Origin of the sequence: Bacillus sp. NP247 (genome assembly GCF_018966865.1) — a bacterium.
In the GTDB taxonomy this organism is placed as follows: Bacteria; Bacillota; Bacilli; order Bacillales; family Bacillaceae_G; genus Bacillus_A.
Genome location: NZ_CP076653.1, coordinates 4,602,021 through 4,617,224 on the forward strand (window position 1 = coordinate 4,602,021; position 15,204 = coordinate 4,617,224).

Here is a 15,204-nt window from a genome sequence, read left to right on the forward strand (position 1 = left end):
TTAGTATGGTTCTGTCGCATGTATTACAACATCTAATAAACCAGGGAATCTAGTATTTAAATCTTCTTCACGAATTGAAATGAAACGTTGTGTTCCTTCAAGGCGTGTATACATAACACCTGATTCACGTAAAACCTTGAAATGATGAGATAAAGTTGATTTCGCGATAGGGATGTTTAATGAGCCACAAGATTGTTCATTTTTCTCAAGTAACATATTTACAATTTGTAAACGAATTTGATCGCTAAGTGCATATAAGACTGAAGAGAATTGAATTTCTTCTCGATTCGGATGGTATAGTGTTCGCATTATTTCACCTACTTGTATAAGTTGTTCTAGTTGCACTATAGCATATAAAGTGATATATTTCTATTGTTCGATTATATTCGAACAATAGAAATATAGGGGGAGAAAAAATGAAGTATACAAAATTGCAAAAGGCAGGACTAAATATTTCAAAGTTAGGGTTAGGAACAAACGCTGTAGGGGGACATAATTTATATGCTGATGTGAATGAGGAAGAAGGAAAACGATTAATAGAAGAAGCTATCCAGCAAGGGATTACATTTTTTGATACAGCAGATTCATACGGTTTCGGTAGATCAGAGGAATTGGTAGGAGAAGTATTGAAAGGAAAACGCCACGAATTTGTACTTGCTACAAAAGGTGGAATACAGCCGGTATTAAATGGAGAGGTTTATATTAATAATGAACCAAGCTATTTAAGAAATGCTGTGGAAAATAGCTTAAGAAGATTACAAACTGATTATATTGATTTATATTATTTACATTTTACAAATCCTGAAACAAGTTACATAGATTCAATTGGAGAGCTTACTCGCCTAAAAGAAGAAGGGAAAATTCGTTCAATTGGAATATCTAATGTTAATGTAGAGCAATTAAAAGAAGCGAATCAGCACGGACATATAGATGTTGTACAATCACCGTATAATATGTTGGATCGTGCTGCTGGGGAAGAACTTTTGCCATATTGTATAGAATCAGGTATTTCATTTATTCCGTACGGGCCTCTTGCTTTTGGGATACTAGGCGGAAAATATACAGAAGATTTCAAATTGAGTGAAGGAGATTGGCGTCAAAGTGTAAATCTATTTGAAGAAAATACATATAAGAGTAACTTTAAGAAAGTTGAGAAGTTAAAAGGCTTAGCTAAAGAAAAGAATCTCGAAGTATCGAAGTTAGCTTTAGCGTGGTTATTAAACAAAAAAGGAATTGATACTGTTATTCCTGGCGGGAAGCGAGCGGAGCAAATAAGAGAAAGTGTAAGAGCAGTGGATGTTTCATTGAATGAAAAGGTTATGAAAGAGATTGGATCTATATTAGAAGATTAGTTGAAAAGAGGGACAGTGCCCTCTTTTTATATAAAAGGAGAAGGTTTAAATGAAAAGAGTGCTAGCTGTATTCTTTACGATAATGTTTATGATTGGTACAGATACTTTCTTAATTTCACCACTTTTGCCAACATTACAACAGGTGTATCATGTATCAACTGAATTATCAGGATGGATGGTGAGTTCATATGCTTTAGGATACGCTGGATTTGCGCTTATCGCTGGTCCTATATCAGATGGCTTAAACAGAAAAAAAGTGATGGTATTAGGAATGAGTTTTTTTGCATTAAGTACATTTTTGTGTGGAATGGCACCGAGTTTTTTATGGATGCTAACATTTAGATTTTTAGCAGGTGTAAGTGCAGCTTTTATATCTCCACAAGTATGGGCATCTATTCCGCTCCTTATAGAGAAGAAGCAAATTGTAAAAGCAATTGGAATTGCAACAGCAGGGTTATCAATCTCCCAAATTTTAGGACTGCCAATTGGAGCATATTTAGCAACGATACATTATACAACACCATTCTTCGTCATTGGTATATTATCAGCACTACTTGTCGTTCTTATTTATGTTACATTACCAGAAATACAACCAGCTCAAATAGGTGGAAATGAAAAAAATATATTAAAGCGCTATAAGCAATTACTTAGAGATTCAAAGGTTTCACTTTCTTATTTTGCATATTTTGTTTTTCAAACTGGTAATTTTGCAGCATTTTCATTCTTTGGTGTGTGGCTTTCCAGTCAATTTGGCTTACAAGTTCATGAAGTAGGTATAGCTATGCTCGTATTAGGATTAGGAAATTTAACCGGTAACATTTTTGGGCCGAGAATCGTAATTAAAATTGGTTATAACCTTTCTTTCTATGGTGGAATTGTATTTACAGCAGTGCTATATGTCATACTTCCTCATTTAAAGAACATTATATTTGTAGAGTTATTTTTCTTTGTTTTATTTTTTGTGACAGGAATTTTGTTTGTATTGATGATGGGGCGCTTACAAAATATGTCTAGTATAGCAAGAGGAACAGGAGCCGCTCTTGCTAATGCTTCTATGTATATTGGCCAAATGATTGGAGCGGCAATAGCAGGAATGTTATTTGCAGCATCTCACAATTTTATACTTGTAGGTAGTTTTACTGCGTTACTATATATAGGAGCTTTATTTTTGTTTAGAAAAAGTGAAAAGCTTAATGAAGATAGTGAAACAGGAATTGCATCATAAAGCCTTTAAAAATAAATCGGAGAAATCCAAAAAATAAAAAATCCCTAAAGAGATAGGGATTTATATATCGGCATATAGTTCCTTGGAAAAGGATATACTTAGTTTAACATATAGGACTACTTATATTTGTGAAATAGATGTGAAAGTAATGTGAAAAATACCGTAATAAAAAGCACTGTTTTAGTTAATTTACTAAAACAGTGCTTTTCTTTTTGATTGAACAGTTGCTGCGTTTTCATCATGTATTCCAGCTTCTTCAATAACTCGTTTTTTTACTTTATTTAATAGATGGTCTACTGCCTCACCAAAATAGTTAGCTTCGCTTTTTGTGCGGGCTTCTCGTAAACATTTATAGTTTTCTAGCAGTTCCTCTTTTTCGGTGTTTGTTAAGAAATCTTCTATTTTCTTTTTTGTCATACGAAACACCCTTTCTTCTGACAAACGACGCAATAGAAAATATTTATTTTTCATTATAACAATAATTTTTAAAGAAAGTATAGATTAACGTCGTAATAGTTTGTCAATTTCTTGAATTTTCTCATCAGCTTTCCCGATTTGCGTGTTTTTAGCCTGTTCACCACCTAAAGCTTGATGAAGTAAAAATGTTTGACCTGAAATGGCAGTCACAATAGATACTTTTATAATTTCTTTTATTGTGGTGACATCGAATAAAACGAGTCCAAGAAGTGCAGCTAGGCAACCGGTCAATATATCGGTTAAAAACCCAAAGTGGAAAAACGTTTTTAAACGGCGTGGAAGCAATAACTTACCTTGGTTATTGATCAGATGGGAAACGAAGCCAGTAACGCCACCAACTAGAACAGCAGTTAGCCATTGATACATTTCCATCGAATCCACTCCTTTTAGTGAATAAGATTCGTTTATTAAATATATATTCCTTTTTAAATTTTATATAAGCATATTGAGAAAGTTTGTTCTGGCTAATTGCTTGTTCAATTTAATTGTAACAGAAAAATCTGATATATTTCAGTCTATTATATGAATCCTTTTTTCATTAATATGAATTCAGAAAGGGGTGCGAGAAATGTATATAGATTATCGAATAAGAAGTGTAAATGGTTATACAAAAAATATAGGGGAACTTGTAAGTATGATGGAGCATACGCGGGCAGTAACATTACAGGAAATAGAGGATTTAGGAGTGGAGCAATTGGATTTAATAATGCCGAGTGGTGAGAATTCAATTGGTGCTTTACTGAAGCATATAGCGGCTATAGAAAAAGTCCATCAGCTTATTTCTTTTCAAAATCGTGATTTTACAAAAGAAGAATTAGAAATATGGGAAGATGCACTGTATTTAGGGGAAGTGGGGAGATCTATTCGTGGTTATGAAATACAGTATTATGTACAACTTTTACAGAAAATTCGAGAGGAAACAATAGAGTGTTTGAGACAAAAGGATGATGAATGGCTAATGTCAGAAAGAAAGTGGCCTAATGGCGTAGCGTATAATCAGCACTACCTTTGGTTTCACGTGCTAGAAGATGAAATTAGTCATCGTGGACAAATTAGAATGCTAAAAAATAAATTATTTGAAAATTACGTTAAATAAGGTAGCTTTTTAACGGGATATTCCATATAATGAGAGTAATTAAAATTAGAACGGGGTGATGTATTATGGCGAAATTAACTTATATGAATAGTAAACCAAATACTAAGGTGGACGGAAAGGGAGATACTCTATAAGTGAGCGCACAATCCTTCCACTGAGTTCAAACTAGGGAGGATATCAATTTGAATCAAAATATTTTAGAATCGTTCGGCTGGGATTCTTTTTTTGAAGAACAAGCTGTTGAGAACTATGAAGTAGGACGTATTTTACTTGAGCATAAGCATATATATCGGATTATTTGTAATGATGGTGAATATGTAGCGGAACTGTCTGGAAAGTTTCGTCATGAAGCGTTAACGAAGGGGGATTATCCAGCAGTTGGTGACTGGGTGTATATAAAGAAAGTAGAAGGAGAGCGAAAGGCGATTATTCATCGTGTTTTTCAAAGGAGAAGCTCTTTTTCTAGACAAGAGGCTGGCTACCGAACTGAGGAACAAATTATAGCTACGAATGTGGATTATCTTTTTTTAGTAAATGCTCTTAACCATGATTTCAACGTAAGAAGGATGGAACGTTATTTGCTATTGGCTTATGAAAGTGGTGCAATGCCTGTTATCGTTTTAACGAAGAGTAGTTTATGTGAAGATGTGGAACGGAAAATTGCAGAAACAGAAGCAGTAGCAATCGGTGTTCCCATCTTCGTTGTTGATAGCCTAGCGTACGTCGGAATAGAATCATTGCAACAATTTGTTGCCCCAGGAAAAACAATTGCTTTAGTTGGATCTTCAGGTGCAGGGAAATCTACTTTGTTAAATGCATTAGTAGGAATAGAGGTAGCAAAAACTGGAGATATACGTGAAGAAGATAGTAAAGGAAGACATACGACAACTCACCGTGAGTTGTTCCAATTACCGAGTGGCGGTTTAGTAATTGATACCCCTGGCATGAGGGAACTTCAACTTTGGGAAGGAAGTACGGCAATCCAAACCACATTTTCTGATATTGAGGATCTTGCAAAAATATGTCGCTTTCGAGATTGTAAACATGAAGGTGAACCAGGATGTGAAGTACGCAGCGCTATAGATAATGGACTTATAGCGGTAGAGCGCTTACTTAGCTATAAAAAGCTGCAAAGAGAATTGGCGTATTTTATGAGAAAACAAGATGCTATTCTCGCAAGAGCTGAGCGCGATAAGTGGAAGAAGATTTCTAAACAACATAAAAAAATGTAAAAAACCAAAGGACTATTCCTTTGGTTTTTTGTATTTGTAAATTTTATAATAATATTATTCGTATATATAGACAAACGGGGAATATTTGTTTAAACTTTACAAGGTGTTTATCAAAAACGAATTGTAAAAATAGAGGATAGGGAATGGGATATATTCATAATCGGTTATTTATCTTTAAAACTTAATATTTAAATTTAGGAGGTTTATAATGAATAAACTGTTAAGGTGGTTTCGAGATATAAAAGTAGCAAAAAAGCTATTAATTTCATTTTTGGTAATTTTAATTGCAGCTGTCTCTATTATTGGAGGCATGTCTTATCAAACAGCTAAAAAGAATTTTGAATCACAAATTACGAGTAGTGCTCACGATAATATAAAAATATTAGATAATTTAATCAATCAAATGATTGAGGCGAAATTTAACGAAGTAAATAACTTTGCACGAGTGATTCATAGTGATATGTATCAAGGAGATAATCAAGATGAATTAAGAAAGGTGTTATCTCAATATATTAATTTAAATAAAGATATTGAACAAGTATATGTTGCCGGCAATGATAAGAAGTTTGTGCAAGAACCAAATATACAAATGGCAGCAGATTATGATCCAACAACCCGCTCTTGGTATAAAGATGCAGTGAGTAAACAAGGTGGAATCGTGGTCACTGAACCGTATAAGGCGAAAGGAAATGGACATATTGTCGTAACGATTGCGAAACAAACAGAAGATAAAAATGGTGTTGTTGCGGTAGATTTAAGTTTAGAGAATTTATTGAAAACAACAAAGCTAATCAATATTGGTAAAAAAGGATATACTTTCATTTTAGATGGAAAACAAAAAATAATTGCGCATCCTCAAGAAAAACCAGGAGATAAAGCAGCTGATTCTTGGGCAAAGAAAATTTACGAAGATAATCAGGGCACTTTTTCATACACGTATGACGGTAGTGAAAAGAAAATGGTATTTGCTACAAACTTAAAAACAGGATGGAAAATCGGTGGAACGATGTACTCAAATGAAGTAATTGAAGCTGCTCAGCCTGTATTTTATAATATGTTAATGGTTATGCTTATTTCACTAGTTATAGGAGGAGCACTTATTTATTTCGTAACGCTTTCTATTACAAAACCTTTAAAGAGATTAGTTGCCACTTCTAAAGAAATAAGTGAAGGAGATTTAACGCAAACAATTGAAATTCATTCAAACGATGAAATTGGTCAACTTGCAAAAGGTTTTAATGAGATGACAGATTCACTACGAACGTTAATTGGAAGAATTAATGATTCGGCCGGGCATGTTGCAGCGGCATCAGAAGAGCTAACTGCGAGTGTAAGACAAGCGAGTGAAGCAACGGAACAAATTACAATGGCAATGGATGAAATATCAAGTGGGGCAACGACGCAAACAACAAGTGTAGAAAATGGTGCGATGTTATTGTTTGATGTAACAGAAGGAATTCAGCATGTAGCAAATAGTTCATCATCTATTAATACGGCTTCTACTCATACTCGTGAAAAAGCAGAAGATGGTGGAAAGCTAGTAGGGAAAACAGTAAATCAAATGCAGTCTATTGCAGAATCTGTTTCACAATCTGATGCAGTTATACAGTTATTAAATAATAAATCAAAGCAAATTGGTGACATATTAGAAGTAATCCAAAATATTGCAGATCAAACAAATCTTCTTGCTTTAAATGCTGCAATTGAAGCTGCAAGAGCTGGTGAGCACGGAAGAGGATTTGCGATCGTTGCAGATGAAGTACGTAAATTGGCAGAGCAATCTAGCGTATCTTCCAGTGAAATTAGTAAATTAATATGTGAAATACAAGATGATATGAGTAAGACAGTAAAATCTATGGGTCATGTAAATGAAGAAGTTCAATCTGGACTAGTTATTGCCAATGAAACGAAGCAAAACTTTGCTGAGATTTTACAATCTACAAATGAAATTGCTAATCAAATTAAAACGATGGTTGAAACGGCTAATGGGATGTCAAAAGGTGCCAATGAAGTATCTATTTCAGTAGGGCAAATTGCAATGACAGCACAGAATAATGCGACGAGTACACAAAGTGTCGCGGCGTCTGCTGAAGAACAATTAGCTTCGATGGAGGAAATTGGTTCCGCAGCTGGTACATTATCTCAAATGGCTGAAGAGTTGCAAGGATTAATTGAAAGATTTAAAGTATAAAAAGGAGAGGCTGTCTTAAAATAGCATTAGTGCTATTAGAGACAGTCTTTTAGCTGATAAACGGATTAGTGGTTCAATGTATGTAATGTTTGTCGAAAAATAGAGGGATTTGTAAAGCTGATGTATAATTAATATAATATAGATTACGTTTAAAGGAGATCGGTATGGGAGTGTATTGGGGAACGAAAAGACATTCTTGGCTTAGCTATGTCTCGTTTTGGTTAAGTATTTTATTCTTTGTTGTTTTTTTAATTGAAGTGTTTGTATTTAAAACACTTTCAAATAGTTCATTACAAGTCGTTAAATATCTTTATTTGATATTTGTCCCATTAAATATCATTCTTTGTTTAAGGTTATTATCTAAGAAGAATGAAAAGAAAATATTGCCGATTTTTAGTTTAATTGTATCATTATTATTTGCAAGTTTAATTCTAGTATTAGCATTAGCAGCTACAGGGAAAATCTTATGAGGAGAGTGATATAAATTACTCTTCTTTTTTGTTGTTTTTTTTAAGAGTTGTAAGTAGTGTGTAGGAAATAAGGAAAGTGATAAGTTATCAGTAAGGGAACATACTAGTGAATAGAGAGTGAATTGAAAATACTATAGGTTTTGTATGCGTTTATAAAGCAAATCAATGCGGTAGGATTCGTGATATATGGTACAATAAACATGGATAGTGATAGAGATAAAGGGTATATAAAATACTCATCGTTTTTTAGTAAGAGAGGGGTTATCTTATGCTATACGAGGATTTGATGACATTATTCCAAGCTGCTCCGATAGAATTGGATAGAGGCGGCTGGAAATATATAATCCAGGAACAAAATGATAAATATGAAATTGTTGATGAAATGTTAAAAAAGCAAATGAATGTTGAATTGTATTTTAATGAGTATGATGAGGTGAAAATCACTTTATATAAAGATGGAAGCCCCATTACTACTATGCAAAGAATTGCTATTTCAAAAGTTGAGTTAGATGAAGAGGAAGAAGGCATTCAATTCGTATTAGAACGCATGCCAAGTCGAATGATTCGTTTGCAATTAAAGCCATACCTTGCAGTAGAAATGGGGCCGTACTGGGAAGTATGTGAAGACTGTGAATGAACATGAAAAAACATCCGTATACACGGATGTTTTTTCATGTTTTTTGAAGTTGTTTAAAGGCAATAATCGGTAGTAAAATGATGCTCACCCAGCCGATAATAGGGTATAGAATATGAAGCAATTCACTATATCCGATGAAACTAAAGCAATAACTAATTAGTAATATGAAGTAAATAATGTTATTACTTTTCCATCCGGTAATGGATTGCATTTGTTTTGTCATCCCGAACACATTACCAACTAAAGTTGTGAACACTTCACCGAAAATAATAAGAACAAAGAAAAAGTGAAAAGTTGCATTAAATCTTCTTATGACTTCAGCCATTGGGATATTGTATTGATAAAATTGGTCGACTGATAAGATAGCTAAATGGCTGCATAATAAAATTAAAGAAAGTCCTGCACCACCTAAAATTCCACCCCACAAAATGGCTTTTCGATCTTTTACTTCACTGGCTAACGGGACGAGAACGCTTTGGGCGAGCGAAAGATTTAAAGCGACATATGTAATAGGGCTAGTAATCCACTTCATATTCCAGCTCTCTGCAGGAATAGTATTACTAATAGGTATTGTACTATGGAAAAAGGTTGTAATAGCGAGTCCGATAATAAAGATCATCATAATAGGTACGACAAGCGTATTTACTTCAAAAACACCTTGTAATCCCCGGCTCCCAATAATGAGACAGGCGATGACCGTGATGAAAATACCAAGTTGTCTCGGGAGGCGGAGTTGTTCTTCAAATACTGCACCGGCTCCTGATAACATAACGCTCGTTACACCAAATAATACGAGTAATAGTAATGTGTTTACGACATTTCCAAATACATCCCCAAATAAATATTTGTTGAATTCTTGAGCTGAGAATGCCCCTATTTGTGATGAAAGTAACATCATCTTTGTGCCGAGCCAAATAAAAAAAAATCCACTTATACATATGCCAATGGTTCCGTAAAATCCGTTAACTGTAAAAAATTCAACAATTTCGCGCCCAGTAGCAAATCCAGCTCCAACGACAGTTCCGATATAAGTAGCAGCGACTTTCTTTGCTACTTGCCATTGTTGATTGTTCATGTTATCCCTCTTTCTTCTATGATGAGCTTGACTTACTATTATGCATATGTGTGAGCTTGGACAATTAGACATGTGAAGTAGTTGAAAGAATACATGAATTATATGATATTAGGGAAATATTAAGGTTGTTAAAACTTTGTTACATATAAGCTGTTCATTCGGAAGAGTAGGAAATGTATGGTAAAATGTAATTAAGTTATTAAAAGATAATAATTATAAAATGATAAGAGGAGTGGATTGTATGAGTACGAAAACAAATGTTGTTGAAGTATTAAACAAGCAGGTAGCAAACTGGAATGTGTTATATGTGAAATTGCATAATTATCACTGGTATGTGACAGGACCACACTTCTTTACATTACATGAGAAATTTGAAGAGTTTTATAATGAAGCAGGGACTTACATTGATGAGTTAGCAGAACGTATTTTAGCGTTAGAAGGAAAACCGTTAGCGACAATGAAAGAGTATCTAGCAACTTCTACTGTGAGTGAAGGGACAGGAAAAGAGTCTGCAGAAGAAATGGTACAAACTTTAGTAAACGATTTTTCTGCACTTATTCAAGAATTAAAAGAAGGTATGGAAGTAGCTGATGAAGCTGGTGATGAAACGTCAGCTGATATGCTATTAGCAATTCATACGACATTAGAACAACATGTGTGGATGTTAAGTGCATTCTTAAAATAAACATAAATTGATTAAAGAAAAACTCTATTGAAAAATTCTTTCAATAGAGTTTTTTTGATTTTTCAGTTTTCTTTTATGCTATAATATAGTAAAAAGGAGGCGATGCGATGTTTCGCTTTTTCAGAACTGGAAAAGAAGAGCGGGAAATTACGAAAGACGAATTAGAGCAAGCGATGGCTAAGTTTCTAGAAACGAATGCTAATATTGTTTATACAGTCTTAGTAAATAATGATTACACAGTAAATTATGATTTGTTAAAGCCTTATTTACCTGCATTTCCAACCAATTTTTTTCTTATTACGAAGGAAACACTTGAGGTATTTGAGCATACAGAAGAAAATTTAAACCTAGTTAAAGAAATTGATATCGTACAAAAGGCCGTAGATCAATATGTAACAGAAAAAGAAATGTTCCCAATTGTTGAAGATAGCGAAGATCGCCTCATATGCGGAGTGAAGCTAGGACCATATTTAAATCGTATGTTAAAAAGAAACTTATATATTTCAGAAAAGCATTATTTAGTTTCAAGTAAACCAGATAAGAAAAAAAAGAATAGTGGGCAGATGTTATGAGAACAACAATAATATTATTGTTGTCTTTTTTTCATTAAAATATTGATTTTTCAGTCTATTTAACTTTATAATACAACTACTGGATAGGAAGGAGTGGTGTATTATGCGTATACATACATTAATTATTAAATATCATTCTGAGGATCAAGTATTGTTAAGTTGAATTGTAGAATTTAACTACTTATACCGTGACCCTAGAATGATAGGAAGATTGGAGAAACAATTATTATAAAGGTTACGGGGGATTTCTGTATGAAAAATAGTATGACTTATATTAAGTTATTAAATGAAACGCTAGATTGTTATGCAAATAAAGGAAGTTTTGAAGCGTATTCTTATATAATGAAAAATGCTAAAGATGTAATGGGTAATGAAGCACAAATATATAATTTTAAATATGCATTAGCAAGTGCAGCAGGACTTGAAGAAGAAGCGTTGCATTTAATGAAGAAAGCAATTATAGAAAATGGATTCTGGTACGGAAGTGAGTATTTAATTTCCGATGATGATTTAAAACCACTACATAAATTTGAAGAGTTTCATAGAATGGTTCAATTATGTAAAGAAAGAGAAGAATTAGCAAAGAAATCGGAACAAGCAGACCTGAAATATAAATACAGCAAACAACATGAAAATCTACTAATAACACTGCATGGGGATCAAGAAAATATACAAATAATAGAACCATATTGGAACTCTGTAATGGAACAAGGTTTTATGCTGGCAGTGCCTCAATCTTCCCAAATTCAATTTTCAGATGGATATGTTTGGGATAGTATCGAAAGAGGAAGAGAAGAGTTAAAAGAACATTATAATAAGATTAAAGTGAATAAAACATTTGGAAATATTATTATTGGTGGCTTTTCTGCTGGGGCAAGAGTAGCGTTACATTCCATGTTACAAGGTGAAATAGAAGTGAACGGTTTTATTTTTGTGGCACCGTGGCTCCCAGAAATTGAAAAATGGGAAGAGATGATTGGAATATTACATGATAAAAGTATAAAAGGCTATATAATATGTGGGGATCAAGATGAAGATTGTTTCGAATGCACGCAGCGATTTGTACAGTTACTAAAAGATAAAAATATAGAACATAAGTATAAAATTGTGCCTAACTTAAATCATGATTATCCTCATAATTTTGATGAGTTATTAAAAGAAGCTATTGAATATATAGGAAGCAAAAACAATTGATTGGTAGTAAGAAAGGGAGATGCATCATATGTGATGCATCTCCCTTTCGTTATTATAAATTAAAAGCGTCTGCCAATAGGCGATAAGAGTTTAATTTATCTTCAAATTGATGAGTAATCGTGACAATCATAAATTCGTCAGTATTATACGCTTTGCTTAAGTTTAATATTTTTTCTTTCACAGAAGACGGATCACCGACGATCATACGTTGACGATTTTCTTTTATGCGGAATAGATCATAAGCACTATACGAATAATTTTGAGCAGTTTCGATAGAAGGAGTACCAGTAGTCCGTTTTCCTTGTTCTAATAGTAAAATCGATAAATCAAGGCTTGATGCTATCTTCTCTGCTTCTTCGTTTGTTTCTCCGCAAATAACAAAAATAGATACGATTGATTTTGGTTTATCACCTAAATAGGAAGGTTGGAATTGTTCTTGATAAGCCCTCATTACTTCAGGGCCACCGTATCCGTTAATGAATTGTGCAAATGCAAAAGAAGCGCCTTGCTTTGCGGCAATCATTGCACTTTCTCCGCTAGAACCGAGCATCCACATTTCAGGAGATGTTGTGATAACTGGAGTAGCCTTTAAGTTTGCATAATGATGGTTTTCTGGTACTTGATCATGTAAGTACATAGCAACATCTGCAATTTGTTCTGGATATTGATCAAGTGAGACCATTTTACCTTCTTGAAGTGCGCGAGTTGCTATCGGCATACCACCAGGTGCTCTCCCGACACCAAGGTCGATGCGGCCCCTATAAAGTGCTTCTAAAACGCGGAAATTCTCGGCAACTTTATATGGGCTATAATGTGGCAGCATAACACCACCAGAACCAACTCTAATACGATCAGTTTTCGCGGCAATATGTGAAATGAGTATTTCTGGACTTGAACCAGCTAAGCTAACTGAATTATGGTGCTCGGATACCCAAAAACGTGTGAATCCGAGTTTTTCAACTTCTTGTGCAAGCGTAACTGTATGTGAAAAAGCTTGGGCTGCTGTGCTACCATCTGAAATAGGTGATTGGTCTAATACACTTAATTTGATCATAGAATATACCTCTCAATCTTAATGTACATCCTATTATATATTTACTTATGAAAAATGCGTAATGAAATGCTCACACAAAAAAGCGGATAGTTTTATATCCGCTTTTAACGAGAAAACCCTCGTTCATAATGATTCATTTCGACTAAGTTTAAAATATATTCGTAGTTATCAATTTCACGTTTCATCTGTTCACGTTCTTTTTCAGATAGTTTCATACTACTAAGTTTGTTGCATAGGTGTTGTTTCTTTAATTCCAAATGCTTTTTTGTAGCGTGGTAATCATAAGTATGTTGTTTCATTTTTAACCACTCCTTCTTTACAGTTGCTATATTATACGAAGCGTGAAGAGGAGTGAGAGTGATACCTTATGTACTTTTAATGAATATTCCAATTGCTATGGTGTTATGTTTAAGGGGATTTATGAATAAAATGCACTAAACCACTAATGCACATTTTATGAAGTAAGGGGTGGAATTGTGCAGAAAGATATTATGTATAACACTGAGATGGATGAAACGTTACAAGTTATAAATAATGGATTAAAGAAGACGACACGTCCGAAACAAATTATTGTAGTAGGGGCAGGCATGGCTGGATTAGTTTCGGCATCTTTATTAAAGGCTGCAGGACATGAAGTGAAGATTTTTGAAGCAAACAATCGTGTAGGTGGCCGCATAGAGACAGTTAGAATGGAGGATACCGGATTATATTTAGATGTTGGAGCGATGAGAATTCCATATTCGCACACATTAACGATGGCATATATAAGAAAGTTTGGACTACAGGTGAGCCCTTTTATTAATAGGAATGAGACAGATATCATCTACGTAAATGGTCGGAAAACGACATTAAAACAATACGAAAAAGATCCAACTATTTTAAGATATCCTGTGGAAATGAACGAAGTTGGGAAAACGTCTGAGGAACTATTATTGTTAGCGGTACAGCCCATTATAAATTTTATAAAAAAGAACCCAGATAAAAATTGGGATGTTGTAGTAAAGGATTTTGGAAGATACTCTACAGGACAATTTTTAAAGTACCACCCTTATCAATATAATACTTATTTTTCACCAGTAACGATTGAGATGATTGGTGTTCTATTAGATTTAGAAGGTTTTTTAGAAAGGTCATTCGTTGAGACGTTACGTTTTTTATACATTATGCAAGAGGAGAGCGGATTTTGTGAAATAATAGGTGGAAACGATAGATTACCAAAGTCTTTTTTACCGCAATTAGAAAAAAATATTATTTATAATCAAAAATTAATGAAGCTACATCAACACGATAACGGTGTGACGGCTTTCTACCGAAACGAGGAAACTTTTGAATATAGTAGTATTACAGGGGATTTAGTTATTGTTACAATTCCGTTTTCGACAATGCGTTTTGTGGAAGTAGATCCATTTGATTCTATATCTCATGAAAAGTGGAAAGCAATTCGTGAATTGCATTATATGCCTGCGACGAAAATAGGCATTCAATTTAAAAGTCGATTTTGGGAAGAACAAGGGCAATTAGGTGGCAGAATTATAACAGATTTGCCAATTCGTTACGCCTATTATCCAAGCCATGGAATTGGAGAGAAAGGACCTGCTATGATGTTAGGAAGCTATACATGGTCTTATGATGCGTTGTTATGGGATGGGTTATCAAAGGGTGATCGTATTTATTACACATTGCACAACTTAGCAACGATATTAGGTGGTCAAGTATATGATGAGTTCATGTCTGGAATATCAAAAAGTTGGACATTGGATCCATATGCGCTTGGAGGATTTGCCCTTTTTCAAGCTGGTCAAGAATCTGAGCTACAACCAGTGATTGTAAAGCCAGAGGGGAAAGTATTCTTTGCTGGAGATCATACAACGTTATATCACGGATGGATTCAAGGGGCGATTGAGTCTGGAGTTCGTGTAGCGATAGAAGTGGATGAATAAAATG

Annotated in this window: 17 protein-coding genes; 11 read left to right on the forward strand and 6 right to left on the reverse strand. The window is 34.1% G+C overall.

The genetic code is table 11. From position 1 onward, the window contains the following. The gene (locus KPL75_RS23955; protein ID WP_071769951.1) at positions 1 to 309 is read right to left on the reverse strand and encodes an ArsR/SmtB family transcription factor; all 309 of its coding nucleotides are present in this window, start codon (positions 307 to 309) and stop codon (positions 1 to 3) included. 107 nt (positions 310 to 416) lie between these two features. On the opposite strand from KPL75_RS23955, the gene KPL75_RS23960 reads away from it, so the two are divergent. Together KPL75_RS23960 and KPL75_RS23965 are read left to right on the forward strand one after the other, a co-directional pair. Further along, a complete protein-coding gene (locus KPL75_RS23960) occupies positions 417 to 1,352 on the forward strand; it encodes an aldo/keto reductase (protein WP_219918050.1) in 936 nt (311 codons plus the stop codon). A gap of 49 nt (positions 1,353 to 1,401) precedes the next feature. Then, the gene (locus KPL75_RS23965) at positions 1,402 to 2,577 is read left to right on the forward strand and encodes an MFS transporter (protein WP_219918051.1); all 1,176 of its coding nucleotides are present in this window, start codon (positions 1,402 to 1,404) and stop codon (positions 2,575 to 2,577) included. Positions 2,578 to 2,769: 192 nt separating this feature from the next. On the opposite strand, the gene KPL75_RS23970 is transcribed toward KPL75_RS23965, so the two are convergent. Both KPL75_RS23970 and KPL75_RS23975 read right to left on the reverse strand, forming a co-directional pair. Then, positions 2,770 to 2,994, reverse strand: a complete 225-nt coding sequence (locus tag KPL75_RS23970) for a hypothetical protein (protein ID WP_140392428.1) — start codon at positions 2,992 to 2,994, stop codon at positions 2,770 to 2,772. An 84-nt stretch (positions 2,995 to 3,078) separates the two neighbouring features. Continuing rightward, entirely contained in the window at positions 3,079 to 3,426 is a 348-nt protein-coding gene (locus KPL75_RS23975; protein ID WP_105586900.1) for a DUF4257 domain-containing protein, read from the reverse strand. A 196-nt stretch (positions 3,427 to 3,622) separates the two neighbouring features. On the opposite strand from KPL75_RS23975, the gene KPL75_RS23980 reads away from it, so the two are divergent. The 5 genes from KPL75_RS23980 to KPL75_RS24000 all read left to right on the forward strand — a co-directional run bounded on the left by KPL75_RS23980 (position 3,623) and on the right by KPL75_RS24000 (position 8,680). After that, positions 3,623 to 4,150, forward strand: a complete 528-nt coding sequence (locus tag KPL75_RS23980; protein WP_201039386.1) for a DinB family protein — start codon at positions 3,623 to 3,625, stop codon at positions 4,148 to 4,150. Between the two features lie 182 nt (positions 4,151 to 4,332). Then, the gene (gene rsgA / locus KPL75_RS23985; protein ID WP_219918052.1) at positions 4,333 to 5,382 is read left to right on the forward strand and encodes a ribosome small subunit-dependent GTPase A; all 1,050 of its coding nucleotides are present in this window, start codon (positions 4,333 to 4,335) and stop codon (positions 5,380 to 5,382) included. A 208-nt stretch (positions 5,383 to 5,590) separates the two neighbouring features. Then, positions 5,591 to 7,573 carry a methyl-accepting chemotaxis protein gene (locus tag KPL75_RS23990; protein WP_219918053.1) on the forward strand — a complete coding sequence of 661 codons (1,983 nt, stop codon included), beginning with the start codon at positions 5,591 to 5,593 and terminating at the stop codon, positions 7,571 to 7,573. A 164-nt stretch (positions 7,574 to 7,737) separates the two neighbouring features. Next, positions 7,738 to 8,043 (forward strand): hypothetical protein, encoded by a 306-nt coding sequence (locus KPL75_RS23995; protein ID WP_219918054.1) that lies wholly within the window; start codon positions 7,738 to 7,740, stop codon positions 8,041 to 8,043. 268 nt (positions 8,044 to 8,311) lie between these two features. Next, the gene (locus KPL75_RS24000; protein ID WP_016094221.1) at positions 8,312 to 8,680 is read left to right on the forward strand and encodes a DUF3979 family protein; all 369 of its coding nucleotides are present in this window, start codon (positions 8,312 to 8,314) and stop codon (positions 8,678 to 8,680) included. Between the two features lie 34 nt (positions 8,681 to 8,714). Here the strand turns inward: KPL75_RS24000 and KPL75_RS24005 are convergent, their stop codons facing one another. Next, complete coding sequence (locus KPL75_RS24005) at positions 8,715 to 9,755, reverse strand: YkvI family membrane protein (protein ID WP_219918055.1); 1,041 nt, start codon at positions 9,753 to 9,755, stop codon at positions 8,715 to 8,717. A gap of 241 nt (positions 9,756 to 9,996) precedes the next feature. Between KPL75_RS24005 and KPL75_RS24010 the strand changes: the two genes are divergently transcribed. The 3 genes from KPL75_RS24010 to KPL75_RS24020 all read left to right on the forward strand — a co-directional run bounded on the left by KPL75_RS24010 (position 9,997) and on the right by KPL75_RS24020 (position 12,206). Beyond that, positions 9,997 to 10,440 (forward strand): Dps family protein, encoded by a 444-nt coding sequence (locus tag KPL75_RS24010; RefSeq protein WP_219918056.1) that lies wholly within the window; start codon positions 9,997 to 9,999, stop codon positions 10,438 to 10,440. 107 nt (positions 10,441 to 10,547) lie between these two features. Beyond that, positions 10,548 to 11,012: a DUF3939 domain-containing protein gene (locus tag KPL75_RS24015; RefSeq protein WP_002148591.1), complete on the forward strand. Its 465-nt coding sequence runs from the start codon at positions 10,548 to 10,550 to the stop codon at positions 11,010 to 11,012. A gap of 252 nt (positions 11,013 to 11,264) precedes the next feature. Further along, positions 11,265 to 12,206, forward strand: coding sequence for an alpha/beta hydrolase (locus KPL75_RS24020; protein WP_219918057.1), 942 nt, complete (start codon positions 11,265 to 11,267; stop codon positions 12,204 to 12,206). Positions 12,207 to 12,258: 52 nt separating this feature from the next. Here the strand turns inward: KPL75_RS24020 and KPL75_RS24025 are convergent, their stop codons facing one another. Together KPL75_RS24025 and KPL75_RS24030 are read right to left on the reverse strand one after the other, a co-directional pair. Beyond that, the gene (locus tag KPL75_RS24025) at positions 12,259 to 13,260 is read right to left on the reverse strand and encodes an LLM class flavin-dependent oxidoreductase (protein ID WP_219918058.1); all 1,002 of its coding nucleotides are present in this window, start codon (positions 13,258 to 13,260) and stop codon (positions 12,259 to 12,261) included. A 104-nt stretch (positions 13,261 to 13,364) separates the two neighbouring features. Further along, complete coding sequence (locus tag KPL75_RS24030; protein WP_219918059.1) at positions 13,365 to 13,559, reverse strand: DUF3896 family protein; 195 nt, start codon at positions 13,557 to 13,559, stop codon at positions 13,365 to 13,367. A gap of 177 nt (positions 13,560 to 13,736) precedes the next feature. On the opposite strand from KPL75_RS24030, the gene KPL75_RS24035 reads away from it, so the two are divergent. Further along, positions 13,737 to 15,200, forward strand: coding sequence for a flavin monoamine oxidase family protein (locus KPL75_RS24035; RefSeq protein ID WP_219918060.1), 1,464 nt, complete (start codon positions 13,737 to 13,739; stop codon positions 15,198 to 15,200). The last annotated feature ends 4 nt before the right edge of the window (positions 15,201 to 15,204 follow it).